Annotated in this window: 17 protein-coding genes and 1 tRNA gene; 13 read left to right on the forward strand and 5 right to left on the reverse strand. The window is 48.7% G+C overall.

Features of this window, described 5'->3' with window-relative positions; translation table 11 throughout:
* The first annotated feature begins 38 nt into the window (after positions 1–38).
* A complete protein-coding gene (locus NDA06_RS02410; protein WP_190986242.1) occupies positions 39–599 on the forward strand; it encodes a chemotaxis protein CheW in 561 nt (186 codons plus the stop codon).
* Between the two features lie 156 nt (positions 600–755).
* On the opposite strand, the gene NDA06_RS02415 is transcribed toward NDA06_RS02410, so the two are convergent.
* From NDA06_RS02415 to NDA06_RS02425, 3 genes are all read right to left on the reverse strand, one after another.
* The gene (locus NDA06_RS02415; RefSeq protein ID WP_348245628.1) at positions 756–1,388 is read right to left on the reverse strand and encodes a hypothetical protein; all 633 of its coding nucleotides are present in this window, start codon (positions 1,386–1,388) and stop codon (positions 756–758) included.
* 63 nt (positions 1,389–1,451) lie between these two features.
* The gene (locus NDA06_RS02420) at positions 1,452–1,856 is read right to left on the reverse strand and encodes a hypothetical protein (protein ID WP_190986243.1); all 405 of its coding nucleotides are present in this window, start codon (positions 1,854–1,856) and stop codon (positions 1,452–1,454) included.
* Positions 1,857–1,871: 15 nt separating this feature from the next.
* Positions 1,872–3,266 carry a hypothetical protein gene (locus NDA06_RS02425; RefSeq protein ID WP_190986244.1) on the reverse strand — a complete coding sequence of 465 codons (1,395 nt, stop codon included), beginning with the start codon at positions 3,264–3,266 and terminating at the stop codon, positions 1,872–1,874.
* Between the two features lie 284 nt (positions 3,267–3,550).
* Here NDA06_RS02425 and NDA06_RS02430 point away from each other — a divergent pair, with 284 nt between their 5' ends.
* Both NDA06_RS02430 and NDA06_RS02435 read left to right on the forward strand, forming a co-directional pair.
* On the forward strand, positions 3,551–4,900 hold the full coding sequence (locus tag NDA06_RS02430; protein ID WP_190673607.1) for an inorganic phosphate transporter: 1,350 nt from the start codon (positions 3,551–3,553) through the stop codon (positions 4,898–4,900).
* Between the two features lie 640 nt (positions 4,901–5,540).
* The gene (locus tag NDA06_RS02435) at positions 5,541–7,298 is read left to right on the forward strand and encodes an EamA family transporter (RefSeq protein ID WP_190427481.1); all 1,758 of its coding nucleotides are present in this window, start codon (positions 5,541–5,543) and stop codon (positions 7,296–7,298) included.
* Positions 7,299–7,599: 301 nt separating this feature from the next.
* Here NDA06_RS02435 and NDA06_RS02440 read toward each other — a convergent pair.
* A tRNA-Ser gene (locus NDA06_RS02440) sits at positions 7,600–7,684 on the reverse strand.
* Between the two features lie 63 nt (positions 7,685–7,747).
* Between NDA06_RS02440 and NDA06_RS02445 the strand changes: the two genes are divergently transcribed.
* The 10 genes from NDA06_RS02445 (at position 7,748) to NDA06_RS02490 (ending at position 16,309) form a co-directional block, all read left to right on the forward strand.
* Positions 7,748–8,116 carry a 2Fe-2S iron-sulfur cluster-binding protein gene (locus NDA06_RS02445; RefSeq protein ID WP_190414758.1) on the forward strand — a complete coding sequence of 123 codons (369 nt, stop codon included), beginning with the start codon at positions 7,748–7,750 and terminating at the stop codon, positions 8,114–8,116.
* A gap of 52 nt (positions 8,117–8,168) precedes the next feature.
* A complete protein-coding gene (locus NDA06_RS02450) occupies positions 8,169–8,663 on the forward strand; it encodes a thermonuclease family protein (RefSeq protein ID WP_242033038.1) in 495 nt (164 codons plus the stop codon).
* Positions 8,664–8,723: 60 nt separating this feature from the next.
* A complete protein-coding gene (locus NDA06_RS02455; protein ID WP_190683630.1) occupies positions 8,724–9,548 on the forward strand; it encodes an inositol monophosphatase family protein in 825 nt (274 codons plus the stop codon).
* Positions 9,549–9,661: 113 nt separating this feature from the next.
* Positions 9,662–10,636 (forward strand): J domain-containing protein, encoded by a 975-nt coding sequence (locus NDA06_RS02460; protein WP_190986245.1) that lies wholly within the window; start codon positions 9,662–9,664, stop codon positions 10,634–10,636.
* A gap of 140 nt (positions 10,637–10,776) precedes the next feature.
* A complete protein-coding gene (locus NDA06_RS02465) occupies positions 10,777–12,000 on the forward strand; it encodes an ATP phosphoribosyltransferase regulatory subunit (RefSeq protein ID WP_190986246.1) in 1,224 nt (407 codons plus the stop codon).
* Between the two features lie 178 nt (positions 12,001–12,178).
* Positions 12,179–12,403 carry a 4Fe-4S dicluster domain-containing protein gene (locus tag NDA06_RS02470; RefSeq protein WP_190414753.1) on the forward strand — a complete coding sequence of 75 codons (225 nt, stop codon included), beginning with the start codon at positions 12,179–12,181 and terminating at the stop codon, positions 12,401–12,403.
* Between the two features lie 90 nt (positions 12,404–12,493).
* Positions 12,494–13,222: an ABC transporter ATP-binding protein gene (locus NDA06_RS02475; RefSeq protein ID WP_190427495.1), complete on the forward strand. Its 729-nt coding sequence runs from the start codon at positions 12,494–12,496 to the stop codon at positions 13,220–13,222.
* Positions 13,223–13,600: 378 nt separating this feature from the next.
* Positions 13,601–14,092 carry a M67 family metallopeptidase gene (locus NDA06_RS02480; RefSeq protein ID WP_190427498.1) on the forward strand — a complete coding sequence of 164 codons (492 nt, stop codon included), beginning with the start codon at positions 13,601–13,603 and terminating at the stop codon, positions 14,090–14,092.
* 98 nt (positions 14,093–14,190) lie between these two features.
* A complete protein-coding gene (moeB, locus tag NDA06_RS02485) occupies positions 14,191–15,363 on the forward strand; it encodes a molybdopterin-synthase adenylyltransferase MoeB (RefSeq protein WP_190414751.1) in 1,173 nt (390 codons plus the stop codon).
* Between the two features lie 298 nt (positions 15,364–15,661).
* On the forward strand, positions 15,662–16,309 hold the full coding sequence (locus NDA06_RS02490; protein WP_190986247.1) for a hypothetical protein: 648 nt from the start codon (positions 15,662–15,664) through the stop codon (positions 16,307–16,309).
* A gap of 72 nt (positions 16,310–16,381) precedes the next feature.
* On the opposite strand, the gene NDA06_RS02495 is transcribed toward NDA06_RS02490, so the two are convergent.
* Positions 16,382–17,026: a molybdenum cofactor guanylyltransferase gene (locus NDA06_RS02495; protein WP_190986248.1), complete on the reverse strand. Its 645-nt coding sequence runs from the start codon at positions 17,024–17,026 to the stop codon at positions 16,382–16,384.
* Positions 17,027–17,122: the final 96 nt, after the last annotated feature.

Below are 17,122 nucleotides of genomic sequence, written 5' to 3' on the forward strand. Positions count from 1 at the left end.
CGGGAGGGATGAATCCTACTTTCCCCTGAAAAAAAGGCATGAACAGCACTTTAATCAACTCAACCCCCCCAGATTTCGATCCGTTAGATGTTTCCGCGTCTGTACCCGCTATTAAAGTGCTTGTGTTTAGCATTGGTAGCTTAAACTTGGGTTTGCGGATTGAGTCTATCTACAAAGTGCTAAATTCTACCCAAATTTTTGGCAGCGAACTGAATGGAGTCGGTATTGCTCATGTAGGCGATCGCGAAGTGACTGTTTTGAATCTACAGCAGCGGTTATTTTCATCCAACCCAACCCAAGAAACCCTTCAGGGAGCCTACCTGATTGTTATTCAAGATACAGAGGGTGAACTGTATGGTATCCCCGTTGAAACCGTTCCCGCTTTGATAGATGTACCTTTATCTACGATTCGAGTCTTACCCGAATCCTTTCGTCACGCTAACTCCCTAGGGATAGCCAGTCACGTTGCTGTCATTTCTCAACCAGAGACTTCTCTAACCTTATTTCTATTAGATATTGATACAACAACGAGCCTTTCTTGGGGAAATTTGGCTCTGCCACCTGGTACGGATGAGGACATAGAACAGCAGCATCAATAATACCCGGTTGGAATCGGTAGGAGTTAGCGATCGCATCCTCATCTCCTGAAGCGCGATCGCTCTCGTTAATTGATATTGACTTACAACCAAATCCCCCAAATTTACCTCCTCTTTTGAAGGGAGTAAATTTGGGGGATCAAAATAATGAAATTGCGATTAGCGGATTGGTGGACAGGGAACGGGTGGAAAACCTCCCGCCTCAATCACGAAGTCATCGAAATCCTCATCTTTTCCTGGTTGGGGTAGACCTGTATCGTCCCAAGCGATGCGAACGCCAGTAATTTCTTCGTTCGTGCCACCATCTAAACTGCCATTAAACGCAGCTGCCAAGTTAGTGGTGGATCTGACACTGCGGCGAGTTTGACCCGTAGGGCTAACAGATTCCAGGTAGAAAGCATACCGGGTATTCGCTTTAAAAGTATATTCGCTGAGTCGATTTTCTACAGCTCCCCCATCAACTGTCCCCAGAAAATCGATTGCCGTGCCAATATTATTTTGACCGGGCGAAGAAGGCTGAGGCTGTTCGCTTCCGAAGTCGTCATAGGGTTTGACTTCCTGAAACAGCACGGTCTCTTCACCCGTATCTAAATTGACAACGCCAAGCGTTGATCGATAAGCTCCGTGGGACTCTTTGAATTCAAATTCAATCGTCGTATCCACCGGGAACTGGACAGCTTCATTGCCAAACAAATCTTCAGCGTGAACGGGCGTTGCCACGCCCATAAACCCAGCCGCGATCGCTCCCAGCAGCCACTTGAACCCGGCGGTTCTACCGTTTTTACGCTTCATCTGCCTCATCGTATTCTTGCTCCTGCTCACACTAGAATGACTCTGCAACTGACAACTGAACCGCTACCAAGTCCGCAAACCGGAGTTGGCTCTGGAAAGGTCTTTTTGCGGCAAAGTCGTTCTCAAGTTTTCGACTTCTGTCCTTAACTCCTCTAGACGCTGACACGCTTGGGGAACCGGGGGGGGTGTTTGAGGCTGTCGAGTAAACCGGCGCGTAGTAGGAGTTTGTTCCGTCAGAGCAGCCCCGCAGGCTTGAAAGGCTGTTTCTGACTCTTGGTTAAGCCGGGTAATATTTGCCGTTAGTTCCGGATCTAACTTGTCATCAGTATCAAAAACGGGTGCCGTATTGTTCCAGATATTCGTTCCCGTGATATCGGAATAACTACGGTCGGCTCTCGCAGGCGCAGCCATACCCAGCGCCACAATTGATAAGCCAACAACCCAACCCAGAGATTTTATGGTGTGCATTTGGGGTACTCCTCCTTAAAACTTCAATGCTGTCCCAACACCTAATACAAATCGAGAGCCATCACCCGCACCCGCAACGTCGCGCAAGGCTGGAGTAATCACAAAAGGAAAGTTTTTGAAGGGAGCGATGGAAAGACCCAATGCTAAGTCCTGTCCTGTCCATTCCGCAATCAAACTAACAGGTCGAACAACACGAACTGCCAAATTTCCAAATACATTGATATTGTTTTCACCCGCATCAACCGCACCGTTGGAACGGAACTGTCCATCGCCGACACCAACCGTAAAAGCAACGCGGCTGAAAGCATCATTGAGAGATTCTCTCGTTCGGAATACTTTGGTAACAACTCCATATTTGGATTGTTCAAAGTCGTTGTGACCAATATTTAAAAAGCCATTCCAGCCTAATGCTGCGGATACATCTCCCCCAAATCGACGATGCAGCTTGCCATTAAAACCACCTTCGCCGAAGCTGTCATTTGTCGCTAAAGCGTAGGATAGTTCTACCCCGACGGCTTTATCAGCATTGCCTAAGCCGATGCCGATTCCCGCAGCCCCCACAGAACCACTATCTTCTCGCACGTTGGGTTGATAGGTGCCGCTGATAAAGGCGGTGTTTCTATCGGCACCATAGCCAACTGGGATATAAATGCTCAGGGCGGGCGAAGCTTCAAATTCCTCGATGGGTGCTGGCAACGCTAGCGGCGCAACAGGTTCCGGACCCGGACAGCGTTCTGTAGCCGGTGTGCTTACTTCTTGAGCAACTTGATAAGTTGCATTATCTAAGGATTTAACGTTCTTGATGCTTTGGGAGGCACAGGTATTCCCGGCTTTCGGTTCCGTTGCCATTGACTGGCTGGTTTGTACCGTTGACGAGTTAGCGATCGCTCGATCTGGACGGAGTGCTTCAGCCTTGGATGTAAATGCACTTCCACCGGGTATCGTTCGTTCATTGACAGCCGCTTCGTTAACGGTTTCCCCGTTTCGGAAGGAAGCTAAGTCAGAAGCTTTCCTCCCGGATTCCTCAGATGCAGACTGGTTAATATCAGAAGCTGTTGATAACTGGGAGAGAAGGTTATTTGAGGGAAGCGCCGCAGTTTCAGGGATTTCTGGCAAATCAGTTTGGGGGGCGACTGTTAATGCCGGAAGTTGCCTTGCAGCGAATCCTGGGGCATTCTGAGAAGGCAACGGAAATTCCTGCCTGGATGCTAATCGTGGTTCTTGTTGTATTTCTGGTGCAGCGATCGCTGTCATACTTCTAGGAGTCACCATCGGGGTGGCAACACTCCCCTCATCGGTCACGGCTGCCTGGGGAGAACCTTCGGAACTCGGACTTTCACTTGCTTGGGCTGTCATCCCTCCAGCCACAAAAGCAGCTAAAGTACAAACAGCAACATGAGGAAAACGCATAAATTAGCCCTACTAAACTCACACCGCTCCAATTGAGAAGTCGGTCTTCCCAAATCGTTGAATAGATACTTATACAGAGTTGGGCGCGTGTATCCGCAGTGATAATCGCGCAAATTTTGCCTCGATTTGAGTAAAAATCATCGCTTCAAATCCCGATCGCCGCTTCCTCTCCCTTCAGCGCGATCGCGTTAGAGAAGCGAGGCGTTAGCCGCACGCTGAGTTCTCAGTTCGCTCCCCTATCCTTCACCGGATAAACTAGCTGTGTCGATATCTATATTTACGGCATGATTGTTTTTGTTGCCCTGCTAGCTTTCTACGTTGCCTGGAATCTGGGCGCAAACGACGTTGCTAACTCGATGGGAACGTCGGTGGGATCGAAGGCTGTCACCCTACGGCAGGCATTGGTGATTGCCGGAGTGTTGGAATTTACAGGTGCCGTGCTGTTTGGTCGTTCTGTATCGGAGACGCTGGCAACCGGGGTTGTCAATCCAGAACTGTTCGCTGCCGTACCTCAGATGCTACTGATTGGCATGGTTTCGGTATTGATAGCCTGTGGCGTCTGGCTGCAAATTGCCACCAGTCTGGGCTTGCCAGTCGCATCATCTCATGCGGTAGTCGGCGCGATCGCTGGTTTTAGCTGGGTGGCAGCGGGTGTCGGTGCCATTGATTGGTCATTAATTGGTCTAATCAGCTTCGCCTGGGTGATAACGCCGGTCATCAGTGGCACGATTGCCGCGTTATTCTACAGCGTTGTCAAGCGTTGGATTCTCGATCAACCCAACCCACTTTTTCAACTGCGCGAATGGATCCCCTGGTTGAGCGTGACGTTGCTGGGCGTCTTTGGGGTGATTGTTCTACCCTCTGTGAGTCAACCCATCGATACCTGGCTGACAAATCGTTTCGGCATCAACCTTCCTGCCCACGATATCCCTCTCTTGATTGGCGCGATCGCATCAGTTGGCCTTACCCGGTTCATCTGGCGACAATTAGCCCGCGAGGAAGCAGAGCAGCTTGTAGACACAAGGGTTATCGCGGGAGCCAATGAGACGGACAACCGCGAAATCCCAAACTCCCAATCTAAAATTCTCAATCCCATTGAGCGCCAGCTAGCACGGTTTCAGCTATTAAGTGCCTGCTTCGTCGCCTTTGCCCACGGTTCCAATGATGTTGGCAACGCGATCGCTCCCTTAGCGGCGATCGTTTATATCAATCGCACAGGTTCCGTTCCTATCACTGGCTTTAGCATTCCCCTCTGGATTCTAGTATTGGGCGGTGCCGGTATCGTTGCCGGTCTTGCCGTCTGGGGCAAAAAAGTCATTGCGACAATTGGAGAAGGCATTATTGCCCTCCAGCCGAGCGGTGGCTTCTGCGCCGAACTCGCAACCGCTACGACCATCTTGCTTGCTTCCCGGCTCGGCTTGCCCGTCTCCACCTCCCACGCCCTTGTCGGTGCTGTGGTTGGCATTGGTGCAGTCAAAGACTGGAAATCCATCCGCTTCCAAACGCTGCAATCGATTGGACTCGCTTGGCTAATTACCCTTCCCATTAGTGCGGGTTTGGGGGCAATTATCTTTCTAGTTATCCGTCAGATAGGGGGACAATTCGGAATTTTCCACTTGATGGATTCAATTTAAAACTTTACATCCCCTCTCCGGTTGCCCGATTGGGATACACTCTTTCTGGAAGGAGTTTCTAGGCGGCGGCTGCTACCCTGTTGGGGAAAATGCGTCTGCGTCCAAAAACTCGATCCTAAATGCCAGCGATCAATTGGCTTTCAGGCAGGGAGACACGGCGCTGTTTCATCCGCGTATTGCAAAGCTCAAACCTCTGCTTTTAAACGTGGCGCGAACTTTCTTCCCCCTTTTATTGGGGCTTTAGGGAGCAAAATATTAGACTTCTTGCAAAAGTTGTCTGAACCCTCCAAAAGTCTCTCGCTCGCGGGAAGAAGAAACTCCCTCTTTGTTCTTCAATATGTCGAGGGAGGATAGTGTCTAAGTAGTTTTTCTTGCAGGCACTGCAAGATTCAACAGTCTAGAACAAAATTAAATTCACCAGAAAAATCTCTTAAAAATCACCAGAATTTTGGAGTAATCTGTCAGGATTGATGACAAAACATTAAACACTTTCCTTCATCAGAGAAACAACACCTAGTTGAGCAAAATCACATCCATCAGAAAGTGTATCTGCCAAAATATCAGAAATACTAACAAGACTTAAGTAAACTAAGTTAAAACTACACTTCGTTATAGCCAATCGTACCGAGGTTATACGCTAATGGGGCAACTGGACAATCTACCGGAAAATCACAACACCGGAAATGCTACGGCAACAGAGGCTCTTTTGAGGGCGATGACGCAGGAACTTGAGAACCTGAAGCAAAATCTCATCGTCCAGTTGAATCAAGACGTTGAGCGACTCCAGGCTGAGAAATCCCGGTTGGTCGATGAGATCAATCATCTACAAGCTCAGCGTCAGCAATTACCCTCGTCCCAAAGCTCTCTGCCTCAAGAACAAATTGATCAGGATCAGCAGCAATATTTAGTTGGGCAACTCACCCAAGCGATCGCAGAACACCTGCAAGATCTGCTGATGCAACGGCTGTCCCAGCAACCAGGTAGCTCCTATCACCCGCTGGGTGGCACTAGCAGCGCCAATTTGCCGCCCTCGGCAAATGACTACAACGACAGTGCCTACCGAATCCTCTCTTCCTTGGATACAACCCTAAGAACGACTTTTAAAACACTGCAACAAGACATCAGCAGCTATCAAAGTTCGTTCTCCCAGCAGCTGTCGCGGATGCACGGCTTGGAGCAACAAGGAGAAGCAATTTTAGAAACTCTCGTCAATCGCCTGCACGAACAACTGCAAGCAGAAAGCGATGCGCTGCCATTAGTACCATCCGAGTCAGAGGTTGGAGGACAAGCTTATAGCGATCGCAAACAGCCTCCAGAAGCGAATGCGATTCCGTTCTCGGTTCCGGCTGCCCCGTTACCACCGCCACGCCAACCTAAACCAAGCTCCCAAGGTCAGTTAGGGTTATTGTTGATTTTAATTTCTACCGTGGCGCTGTCGGTTCATAACGTGGTTGTCCAAATCATTGGCAGAGAAAGTCAAATTTTTAACTTGTTTTCCTTGGGAGGATTCATCAAGCTAGGTTTGGGCAACTCGCTGTTAATTTTGTGGTTCCGCATGATGGTGGTGCTGCCTTTAATGGCTTTACTTGCCATCGTTCTCTATCCCAACGTGTGGAGGGATATTAAGAAGTTTTTATTAGATCCAGACCGGCGCGGACTTTTAACGGTAGTCGGGAGTGGCTTCTTCCTGTTTTTGTCGCAAGTGCTGATTTATATCGCCATCCCCCAAATTGGCCCAGGGGTTGCAGTGACAATTCTGTTTATGTATCCAATTATTACAGTCCCGCTGGCGTGGCTGTTTTTTGGCGATCGCCCCACCTTCCTGCGCGTTGGAGTGATGTGTACGATTTCCTTGGGTGTTATCCTCGCAGCTTGGCCTAAAATCTTCCCGGCGGTTAATAGTGGGGTGGCAAGCATTTCTGGGGTGGGAGTTGGCACCGCCGCCGCCTCAGGAATCGCCTTTGCCTTCTACCTGATTTTTATGCAGCTTGGCTTTCAAAAGCTTCACCCCGTCCCCGTCAGCTTGGTTCAGTTTACAACCATCTTTGTCCTAGCTAGCATCAGTCTGATGTTGCCATTACCAGAAAATTTGGCTGTTCAGGTCATCCCGGATAAGCGCCTGGGTTTGATTATCGGCGGCGTTGTCTTGGGGATATTAACTCTAGCGGGCTATTTGTTAAATAACTTTGGCGTTCGCTTCTTGGGTGCCGCACGAGCCTCGATTATCGCTTCTAGTGGCCCTGTGTTAACAGCAGTTTTGGCATTTTTGATTATTCCGAGCGCTCAGAATGCTTTACAGCCGATATCAATTTTCGGCATCGTACTGGTGACGCTGGGAGTGTTTGCCCTAAGTTTTGAGCGGCTGCTGGTTCAAAACAAGGCGCAACCCGCAAAATAAACGATGCTGTTGGTTAATTGATTCGTCTTAGGGTGGGCAATGCTCACCCTTTTTTTATTGTTTTTTATTAGGCACTTCTAATTTATTCAAAACGCGCGATCGCGTCTTTCTCTCTAGTCAAATTTGAATCCGATCGCTCTTACCCCAACGTCAAAACTCCGGCTGCAAAATCAACTACCAATCGCTTTTTCTGCTGGGGATTCACTCGCTGATAGTCCGGCGCTCGACAAAAATAAATATCGCCCCAGAAGATAATTCTAGGGCGATAAGCCTCTCAGCATTGCTGAGTTTTGATTTTCAACGGAGAGGGTGGGATTCGAACCCACGTTAAGTTGCCCTAAACAGCATTTCCAGTGCTGCGCCTTCAACCACTCGGCCACCTCTCCAGAGGTTTATTTATTTTGAAACGTGCAACTCAAAGCTGCGATTTTTAATAATACACTAAAACTATGACGAATTACCACACCATTCGGATACGCAATCGCCAAACCGGCACTCACCATGACCTTCAGGTGCCAGAAGATCGCTATATCCTATCTAGCGTCGAGCATCAGAGCGTCGAGTTGCCTTTTTCCTGTCGCAATGGCGCTTGTACCACCTGTGCCGTGCGCGTCCTCTCAGGGGAAATCCATCAGCCAGAAGCAATGGGGCTTTCTCCGCAACTGCGCGACAAAGGCTATGCTCTACTCTGCGTAAGTTATCCTCGCTCCGACTTGGAAGTAGAAACTCAGGATGAGGATGAAGTTTACGAACTCCAGTTCGGTCGCTATTTTGGCAAGGGCAAAGTCCGTTTCGGTTTACCGCTGGATGAAGAATAACCAAAGGCGATCGCGAAAAACAAAAAGGCAAAAGAATTTTCTCTTTTGCCTTTTGGCTTTTGGCTTTTGGTTTTTCTTGGTCGGTTGCCAAGCGAAAGAAGTTCCGACAGGCGTCACCGTGAAGGTGGAGCGGGTTGTCACCGGACAAACCCTGGAAGTGCTGGATACCAGCAAGCAATCCGCTTTGGTAGAGCGAGTGCGGCTGCTGGGAATCGAGGCACCCGACATGAAACAGCAGCCTTGGGGATCGGCGGCTCAAGAGCGGCTCAAGCAGTTGATTGGCGGACAATCCGTTTTGTTAGAGTCGGATGGATCGAGCAAAGACCAGTTTGAGCGCCGGTTAGCTTATGTGTGGAAAGATGGGGTATTGCTGAACGAGCAGATGGTGGTAGAAGGGTATGTGTTTGTACCGCGATCGCTCAACAACAAATATGACCAACGGCTCACCACCGCTCAAGAATATGCTCGAATTATGGGCAAGGGCATTTGGAACCCAGAAAAACCCATGCGCTGGACTCCAGCAGAGTTTCGGCGTCAAAATCGCTAACGGCTCATTGCGAATGGCTAATTATTCATTGTTCAATGCCATTAGCTATTAGCCACAAATATGACACACCATACCCCTGACCAACTGCAAATTTTTCTAGATATTGCCACCGAGGCGGCGCTAGCTGCTGGTGCCGTCTTGCAAAGCTACTGGGGCAAATTAGAAGCCGTTGAAGAAAAAGGACGTCCAGGCGACCTCGTAACCGAAGCAGATAAAGCCGCCGAAGCCACCATTCTTTCAGTCATCAATCGCCATTTTCCCCACCATCAAATCCTGGCAGAAGAATCCGGGCAACTGGGAGATACTAACAGCGAATATCTCTGGGCAATCGATCCCCTAGATGGCACCACAAATTATGCTCATCAGTATCCCTTTTTCTCCGCCTCAATCGGGTTACTGATTGACGGAGTTCCCCAAGTCGGTGTCGTTTACGATCCATTTCATCAGGAGTTGTATCGGGCTGCCAAAGGCTTAGGAGCCACTTGCAACCGGAGGAGCATCCGAGTTTCCAAAACAGCCGAGTTGAGCAAAAGCTTGCTTGTCACCGGCTTTGCTTACGATCGACGCGAAACCGCAGACAATAACTACGCTGAATTTTGTCACCTTACGCATCTCACTCAGGGTGTCAGGCGCAGCGGTTCCGCATCCATCGATCTCGTTCATGTTGCCTGCGGACGCCTGGATGGTTACTGGGAAAGGGGTTTACAGCCTTGGGATCTGGCAGCCGGAGTGGTAATCGTGGAGGAAGCTGGGGGCAAAGTCAGCGCCTATGATGGGAGTCCTTTAGCGATTCATTCCGGTCGGATTTTGGCGACAAATGGTTATCTACACCCACAGCTCAGTCAAGAACTTTTGCAAATTACACCTCTAAGTAGATGGCAATAAGTAGATGGCAAAGTGCTAAAAATCAGGCTTCTCTGTAAGCAAGGTCACACATAGGTTTCGCAAGGGAAGTATATTAGAAAGAATATTCGGCTCTGACGGTGGGACAGCGGGCTATGTCATTTCGGATCGACCGTGGACTGTTCAAGTTTGATTTCACAGACCACCACGCAATTTTAGGGGTGCCAGTAGATGCAGGCGTCAATGACATCCGCAAACGGTATCTCAAAATTGCCCGGAGATTGCATCCGGATAGTTGCAAGGCTGAAAACGAAGCAGAAAAACAGCGTGCCAGCCAGATGTTGTCAAAATTGGTAAATCCTGCCTACGAGCAACTGTCTCAGGATCGCACGCGGGCAGAATACGTCGTTATGGTCGGGCGCATGGGTAAGCGCTTGGCTGGGGAAGGGGCGAACGCTCAACCCCAAGGTGAAACCGCGAAACAGTTAGCTCAAGCGGGGGGCGATTTAGAGCATTCCTATAAAACGGCACTGCAAAAGCTAGCACAAACGCAATATGAATCTTTGAGCCAAGTCCTAGAAGTGACGGCTCAAATCAGCGAACTGAATATGGTTTATCTGAGGCGGAAGGGGGGTTCTGGGGTAGCAACCCCGATGATGTCAGATAAACGTCCTGTCACGGGGGCGGCTGGCGGAAATGCATCGCCGCCCCCAGCGCCGCCCCCAGCGCCACCAACACCAACACCATCATCAGTGGCGGAACCCTATTTCCGTCGTGCTGATGAGTTGATAACGAAGAACCAGTTTGCGAAGGCGGAGATAGAGTTGCGGGAAGCCCTGAAAATGGAGCCGAACAATAGCCGTTGCCATAGCTTATTAGGGATGGTTTATTTAAAGCAAACTCCCCCTAAGGTGACAATGGCGAAGGTACATATCACCCAAGCTTTGAAATTAAACCCTCAAGATCCGATTGGGATAGAGGGCAAACAGGCACTAGACAAGCTGGCACAAAAAGTTGCGGGTGGCAAGACAACGACGCCGCCTAAGCCAGGGCAGGGCAAGCCAGGGCAGGGCAAGCCGGAGGATAAGTCTGGAGGCGGTTTATTTGGTATGTTTGGTAAGAAGAAATAAGAAAGCGATTTCTTCGATTAGCAACTCGGCTATTAGATGTTTGGAAGTTCTCGGTGAGAGCTAGAGTCAAACCGTCAACTCGCTAATCGTGAATACTTCGCTTGAAAATCGCTTGTCAACTAACAAAAAACAACGACTGAATGGTTTATCAACCCCCGGCAGGCGCGAGGGATTTGCTGCCTCTCGATGTCGCTCAAAAAAGCTGGATTGAAGATCGGTTGCAGCAGGTGTATCACCGCTGGGGCTATCACCGGATTATCACCTCCACTCTAGAGCGGTTGGATACTTTGATGGCAGGCGGAGCAATCCAGCGCTCCACAGTGATTCAAATCCAGGATGCTGAGGAGGGGACGCTGGGACTGCGCCCAGAACTGACGGCTTCGATCGCCCGTGCATCTGTGACGCGGATGGCTGGTGTTACTTATCCGCAACGCCTCTACTACAACGCAAATGTATTCCGCCGTTCGCAGGGCAGTAATTACGGACGTCAGCAGGAATTTTACCAGGCAGGGGTAGAGCTGTTGGGTGCGGGGGGTGTCTTGGCAGATGCAGAAGTGCTGTTGTTGCTGGGAGACTGCTTTAAGTGTCTGGGGTTAAGCCAGTGGCAGGTAATTTTGGGAGAAGCGGGGTTAACGCGATCGCTTTTTTCCCCGTTTCCAGTTCATCTGCAAGAAAAAGTGCGACGGGCGATCGCGCATCTCGATCGAATCGCACTGGAAACTCTGCCCCTTTCCCCCGAATTGCGAGAACGAGCTTTATTTCTATTTGAGCTGCGGGGACATCCTGCTGATGTGCTGCAACAAGTTTCCACCCTAGATTTAGCAGAATCTGAGCGGCAAACAGTCAATACTCTGAAATCCCTGATCGATCTTCTCAATGAAGGCTGTTCCCATCAGCAAAGCTTCCCCGTAACTCTGGATCTCAGCTTGATCCAAACCTTTAACTATTACACCGGCATTGTGTTTGAAGTCGTTAGCGATACAGACACTCAAGCACGGGTTTTAGCCCAGGGTGGACGCTATGACCAACTGCTGGGACTCTATCATCCCCAGGGGCAAACTTACCCCAGTATTGGCTTTGCGCTGAATATTGAAGACTTATATCAAGTCTTGCTCTCGAAGGCTGGGATGCCCCGCGAAACGCCCGCGAGTGATTGGTTAGTCGTTCCTTCATCTCCCCAAGCCTATCTGGCAGCGTTTGCCTACGCCCAAACCCTGAGAGATTCTATTCATCTAGTACGGGTGGAAATGGATTTAGGGGAGCGATCGCCTGAAGATGTGCGAGAATATGCCCGTAGCCGTCACATCCGTCGCATTGCCTGGGTGGAAGCTGAGGGTGCTACTAAAATTGAGACGCTGAGTTAGATTTTTTAACGCAAAGGTACGCGCAGAGGTACGCAAAGGGGAGGCGATTTTTCTTGCAAAATTTCACCTTTATTTGCATACTTTTGCATTTAAAAAGTCTCGTTTCAGCTATCAGCTTTCAAAAGACTTTGGTAGGCTATAGAAGCAGCCGTCTGCCAATCCCAAGAGAGAGAACACTGTGCCGCATACGATTGTTACTAATACCTGCGAAGGCGTCGCTGATTGTGTCGATGCCTGCCCTGTTGCCTGTATTCACGAAGGACCTGGCAAAAACACGAAGGGGACTGACTGGTACTGGATTGATTTTTCCACTTGCATTGACTGCGGCATCTGCCTGCAAGTCTGCCCTGTGGAAGGAGCAATTGTCCCCGAAGAACGCCCCGATTTGCAAAAGACGCCTTAATTGTTGAGAATTCAGGGTTCATGATTGATGCAGAAATTGCAATAAATCATGAACCATAAATAATAAATATTAAATAATAAATTAGAAATAATGACGAATGAACCTTTATTAGAAGTTGAAGATGTTTGGGCGGGATATGTCAAAGATTTAGATATCCTTCAAGGGGTTAATTTCAAGATATATCCGGGTGAATTAGTTGCCGTAATTGGCCCTAATGGTGCCGGGAAATCAACATTAGCAAAGACTATCTTTGGACTTTTAAGCCCTCATAAAGGCAAAATTACTTTCAAAGGCGAAAATATTGCTGGCTTAAAGTCGGATCAAATTGTTCGGCGGGGAATGTGCTATGTGCCCCAAATCTCGAATGTGTTCCCATCGCTGACGGTGGAAGAAAATCTGGAGATGGGCGCGTTTATTCGCAATGTCCCTTTGCAACCGCTCAAAGATCATATCTTTGCCACCTTTCCGGTTCTGGCTCAACGGCGGCATCAGCGGGCTGGAACTCTTTCTGGGGGAGAACGGCAGATGCTGGCGATGGGAAAAGCTTTGATGTTGGAACCTACTCTGTTGCTGCTGGATGAACCTTCGGCGGCGCTGTCTCCCTTATTGGTCAATAACGTTTTTGAGCAGATTCAAGCGATTAATCAAACGGGCAAAGCAATTGTCCTGGTGGAACAAAATGCCCGGAAAGCTTTAGGCATGGCACACCGGGGTTATGTGCTAGATACAGGACGAGATCGCTTCACAGGTCCCGGCTCCGAACTCTTGAACGATCCGAAGGTAGGAGAACTGTATCTGGGCGCAGGTAAAGCTCACTGACGCATTGAGCGATCGCTGCTAAAAATTAAAGAAATTGGCACTATACAAATATTGTTCGCTTTGGTACTATATTTTTTATAATTGGAATCTATGCGCCCATATATATTGCTGAAATTTAGAACAATACAATTAACTTCTGGAATTTTACAGCAACCCTCCGGAAATTAAAAATATTTTTGATTGAATTCCCGATAAAATTTGTCGTTTCAATCTCAACGAATTGATAGACAAGGCAGCAGCGAGAAGAGAGAAGATTTTCTTCAAAATTCCTATAGAAGCAAGGCTGTTGTGAAAGAAAAGCAGATAGTCAGACAATCAAAACGAGAGACATCTGTGGCATACAATAGTTCCACGTCTCGCGCAGGATGATTTGGCATCTTGGCAGTATTAAAACTCCACCCTCACCATTTGCAAGCCATCCGCACCCATGCCGAAAGCACCTATCCCGAAGAGTGCTGCGGCTTACTGCTGGGTAAACTGGCGGAAGATGGCAAAACCGTAGTGGAAGTTATGCCAACCGAGAACAGCTGGAATGCAGAAGCAGTGGAAGCATTTCAAGAGATTGAAGGTTCCGCCAAACTGGGTTCAGATAAGCGAGACAGATACGCGATCGCTCCCGAAGATATGCTGAAAGCACAAAAGCAGGGACGCGATGCTTCGCCCAGCCCACTAGATATCATTGGGATTTACCACTCCCATCCCGACCATCCAGCAATTCCTTCGGAATTCGATCGGGCGTGTGCCTGGTCAGTGTACTCGTATATTATTGTCTCTGTTCAACAAGGTAAAGCTGGCGCTCTCCGCAACTGGAGTCTCGACGACGCCCACCAGTTCCAGCCTGAAGAAATGATAATTGTTGAAACAACCTAAATTACAAACTTAATTTTAAAAACGATTAAGACCCAAGGATACAAAGACTATTGTATTTTTGGTAGGCTGTTAACTCTGTCTGCCCTCACTAAAAGGCCATGCTCAATCCCAATCTGGATGAAATCCAGCTTTCCAAAGAAGAATACGAACGCTACTCTCGCCACCTAATCCTGCCCAAAGTTGGACTGGAAGGGCAAAAACGCCTCAAAGCCGCCAGTGTCCTGTGTGTTGGTACAGGTGGACTGGGTTCGCCCCTGTTGCTGTATCTCGCAGCTGCTGGTATCGGACGCATCGGCATCGTCGATTTTGATGTCGTTGATAGTTCCAACTTACAACGGCAAGTCATTCACGGCACCTCTTGGGTAGGGAAACCCAAAATTGAATCGGCAAAAAACCGGATTTTAGAAATCAATCCTGATTGCCAAGTTGATTTGTACGAAACCCGCCTGAGTTCAGAGAACGCCCTGCAAATCCTTGAACCCTACGATGTTGTCGTAGATGGCACCGATAACTTCCCCACACGTTATCTCGTTAATGATGCTTGCGTGCTGTTAAACAAGCCCAACGTCTACGCCTCCATCCTCTTTTTTGAAGGTCAAGCAACGGTATTTAACTACGAAGGGGGTCCCAATTATCGCGACCTCTATCCGGAACCGCCACCACCCGGATTAGTACCTTCTTGTGCTGAAGGAGGGGTTCTCGGCGTTCTGTGCGGCGTGATTGGCACCATCCAGGCAACTGAAGCGATCAAAATCATCTTAGGTCAGGGGAATACCCTGAGTGGACGGTTGTTGCTGTATGATGCCTTGCAAATGAAGTTCCGGGAACTGAAACTGCGTCCGAACCCGGAAAGACCAGTCATTGACAAATTAATTGATTACGAAGAATTCTGCGGTATTCCACAAGCAAAAGCGGAAGAGGCAAAACAGCAGATGGAAATGTCAGAAATGACGGTTCGGGAATTGAAGGAATTGCTCGATAGCGGTGCAAATGATTTTGTCCTGCTTGATGTTCGCAATCCTAACGAGTACGAAATTGCTAAAATTCCGGGTTCCGTTTTGGTTCCGTTACCAGATATTGAAAATGGTGCGGGTGTCGCCCAAGTGAAGGAATTGCTCAACGGTCATCGCTTGATTGCCCACTGTAAGATGGGTGGACGTTCGGCGAAGGCGCTGGGTATTTTGAAACAAGCTGGAATAGAAGGCACCAACGTCAAAGGCGGAATTACCGCTTGGAGTCGAGAAATTGACCCTTCGGTGCCTGAATACTAAAAAGGTTACAGCTTTGAATTTAGTAACCTTTAATAGAGGCGTTCTGTGAGAACGTCTCTATTTTTCTAGATTTGATTCTAGATTTGATTCTAGATTTTAACTTGCTAACTTCTTGGGTGCAGATGTGGGGTTTGATTGTTATTCGCTTTTGGAGTGCGATAGCAAAGCGCCGACCTGTCGGTTCGCTTCCCCAATCGCATTTTTAGTTGCAGCCGATAACATTAGACTGAGTGCAAAGGTGCAAACTGCTACCAATGTCCAAGTAGGATAGCTTGTGACCTACTTATGTAGAACTATCATGCAAAACAAAAGTAGCGAACGAGCCTTGTCTCGTTCCCGACGATTATCCACGACTGGGCTAGCCTTTACCGCAGGATTATTTGCGATCGCTGTTGAGACCGTTCCTGCCACCGCCACCCATTTCAGCCCCTTTCAATACTGCGCTGCCGAATTAAGGGCGGTTGGTATCTCTACAGAACTCTCTGCCTCTAGCTGTTCGGATGCCCTCAAACCGACAGATTTATCCGCTTGCGTGTTTAATATTAACCGAGAAACTCAGATTGCCTCACAAGATGCTCTGGCTGCCTGTCTCCGAGTGCGACGTCCCATCGAGTTAGGCAGGTGCGTGATTAATATTTCCCAAGATACCAAAAACCCGCCATTGCTTGAGGTCCTCGAATCCTGTCGTCGTAGCCTCCTACCCATCCGCTTTGCTGAATGCGTTGTTGGCTTGAATCGTCAGTTAGAGATTTCTGCCACTAAAGCGCTGGATACCTGCATTTCCGCAGATAATTTGCCCCGCAACTTATCCCCCACCTTTGCGCCGCCGCCACCCCGAAAGCCGACGCCTGACTTTACGCCGCCACAGGCACCTATTCCTCAGTTGTCACCTTTGCCCAATTTGGAAGCAGAACCCGTTGTTCCGGCTGCGCCGGTTAATCCTTAAATGGTAATCGGTAATGGGTAATCGGTAGTGGGTAATGAGTAAAAGGTAAAAAGTTTATCGGGTCTCTACAACTCAAAATTCAAAACTCTTATTACCCATTACCTCTCCCAAGTCAGCCGGTGTGTTGCAATTAAATAAGAGCGATCGCTCGGTTAGGAGCAGTTCTTTTACGGGATGTTGAGACAACCATTGCTGAAAGGATCTGCCCCCTTTATGAATGAATTCAGTCAAGCTAGGCAAACAGCAGCGGCGATAAAAACCGCATAACGGTTCCCAGCCTTTGGGATGTCGGGGAAGAAAGGCAATACAATCTTCTGGCACCTCAGGTAAATGCTGTACCCAATTGAGCAAAATTTCCTCTTTTAAATTGGGCAAATCGCAGGCAAGTAACAGCACCCATTCTGTTTGCACTGGCGAGAGTCCTTGGGCAAAGCCAATCAGTGGCCCGTGGGTTTTTTCCTCTGTAGAAAAAGGGCGGGGTTCTCCTGTCCCGACTTCTCGAATTAATTTACAGGTGCTGGGTAAAATATCTTGGTATCGTTCGATCCACGGCGTTACTACATACACTTTTGAAGCACACGCTTGGGCAACTTCACAAACCCGCCGAATCAGGGGAACGCCGTTAACAGAAATTAAGGCTTTATCCCGCCCCATGCGGGAGCTTTTTCCACCTGCCAAAACAATTGCTGTCAGCGATACAGCCGAGGATGGGTTCATTGAATATTCATTGAACAATCGGGGAATCGGGAATCGGTAATTTTAGAGCGATCGCGCATAAGCGGTGAGTCATGAGTGATTCATTCAAAACTCAAA

The organism is Trichocoleus sp. ST-U1 (genome assembly GCF_039961835.1).
Classification (GTDB): Bacteria; Cyanobacteriota; Cyanobacteriia; order Cyanobacteriales; family FACHB-T130; genus FACHB-T130.

Coding starts and splice junctions, on each gene's coding strand:
- NDA06_RS02410 (WP_190986242.1), top strand. CDS start 39: ATGAACAGCACTTTAATCAACTCAACCCCCCCAGATTTCGATCCGTTA.
- NDA06_RS02415 (WP_348245628.1), bottom strand. CDS start 1,388: ATGAAGCGTAAAAACGGTAGAACCGCCGGGTTCAAGTGGCTGCTGGGA.
- NDA06_RS02420 (WP_190986243.1), bottom strand. CDS start 1,856: ATGCACACCATAAAATCTCTGGGTTGGGTTGTTGGCTTATCAATTGTG.
- NDA06_RS02425 (WP_190986244.1), bottom strand. CDS start 3,266: ATGCGTTTTCCTCATGTTGCTGTTTGTACTTTAGCTGCTTTTGTGGCT.
- NDA06_RS02430 (WP_190673607.1), top strand. CDS start 3,551: ATGATTGTTTTTGTTGCCCTGCTAGCTTTCTACGTTGCCTGGAATCTG.
- NDA06_RS02435 (WP_190427481.1), top strand. CDS start 5,541: ATGGGGCAACTGGACAATCTACCGGAAAATCACAACACCGGAAATGCT.
- NDA06_RS02445 (WP_190414758.1), top strand. CDS start 7,748: ATGACGAATTACCACACCATTCGGATACGCAATCGCCAAACCGGCACT.
- NDA06_RS02455 (WP_190683630.1), top strand. CDS start 8,724: ATGACACACCATACCCCTGACCAACTGCAAATTTTTCTAGATATTGCC.
- NDA06_RS02460 (WP_190986245.1), top strand. CDS start 9,662: ATGTCATTTCGGATCGACCGTGGACTGTTCAAGTTTGATTTCACAGAC.
- NDA06_RS02465 (WP_190986246.1), top strand. CDS start 10,777: ATGGTTTATCAACCCCCGGCAGGCGCGAGGGATTTGCTGCCTCTCGAT.
- NDA06_RS02475 (WP_190427495.1), top strand. CDS start 12,494: ATGACGAATGAACCTTTATTAGAAGTTGAAGATGTTTGGGCGGGATAT.
- moeB (WP_190414751.1), top strand. CDS start 14,191: ATGCTCAATCCCAATCTGGATGAAATCCAGCTTTCCAAAGAAGAATAC.
- NDA06_RS02490 (WP_190986247.1), top strand. CDS start 15,662: ATGCAAAACAAAAGTAGCGAACGAGCCTTGTCTCGTTCCCGACGATTA.
- NDA06_RS02495 (WP_190986248.1), bottom strand. CDS start 17,026: ATGAACCCATCCTCGGCTGTATCGCTGACAGCAATTGTTTTGGCAGGT.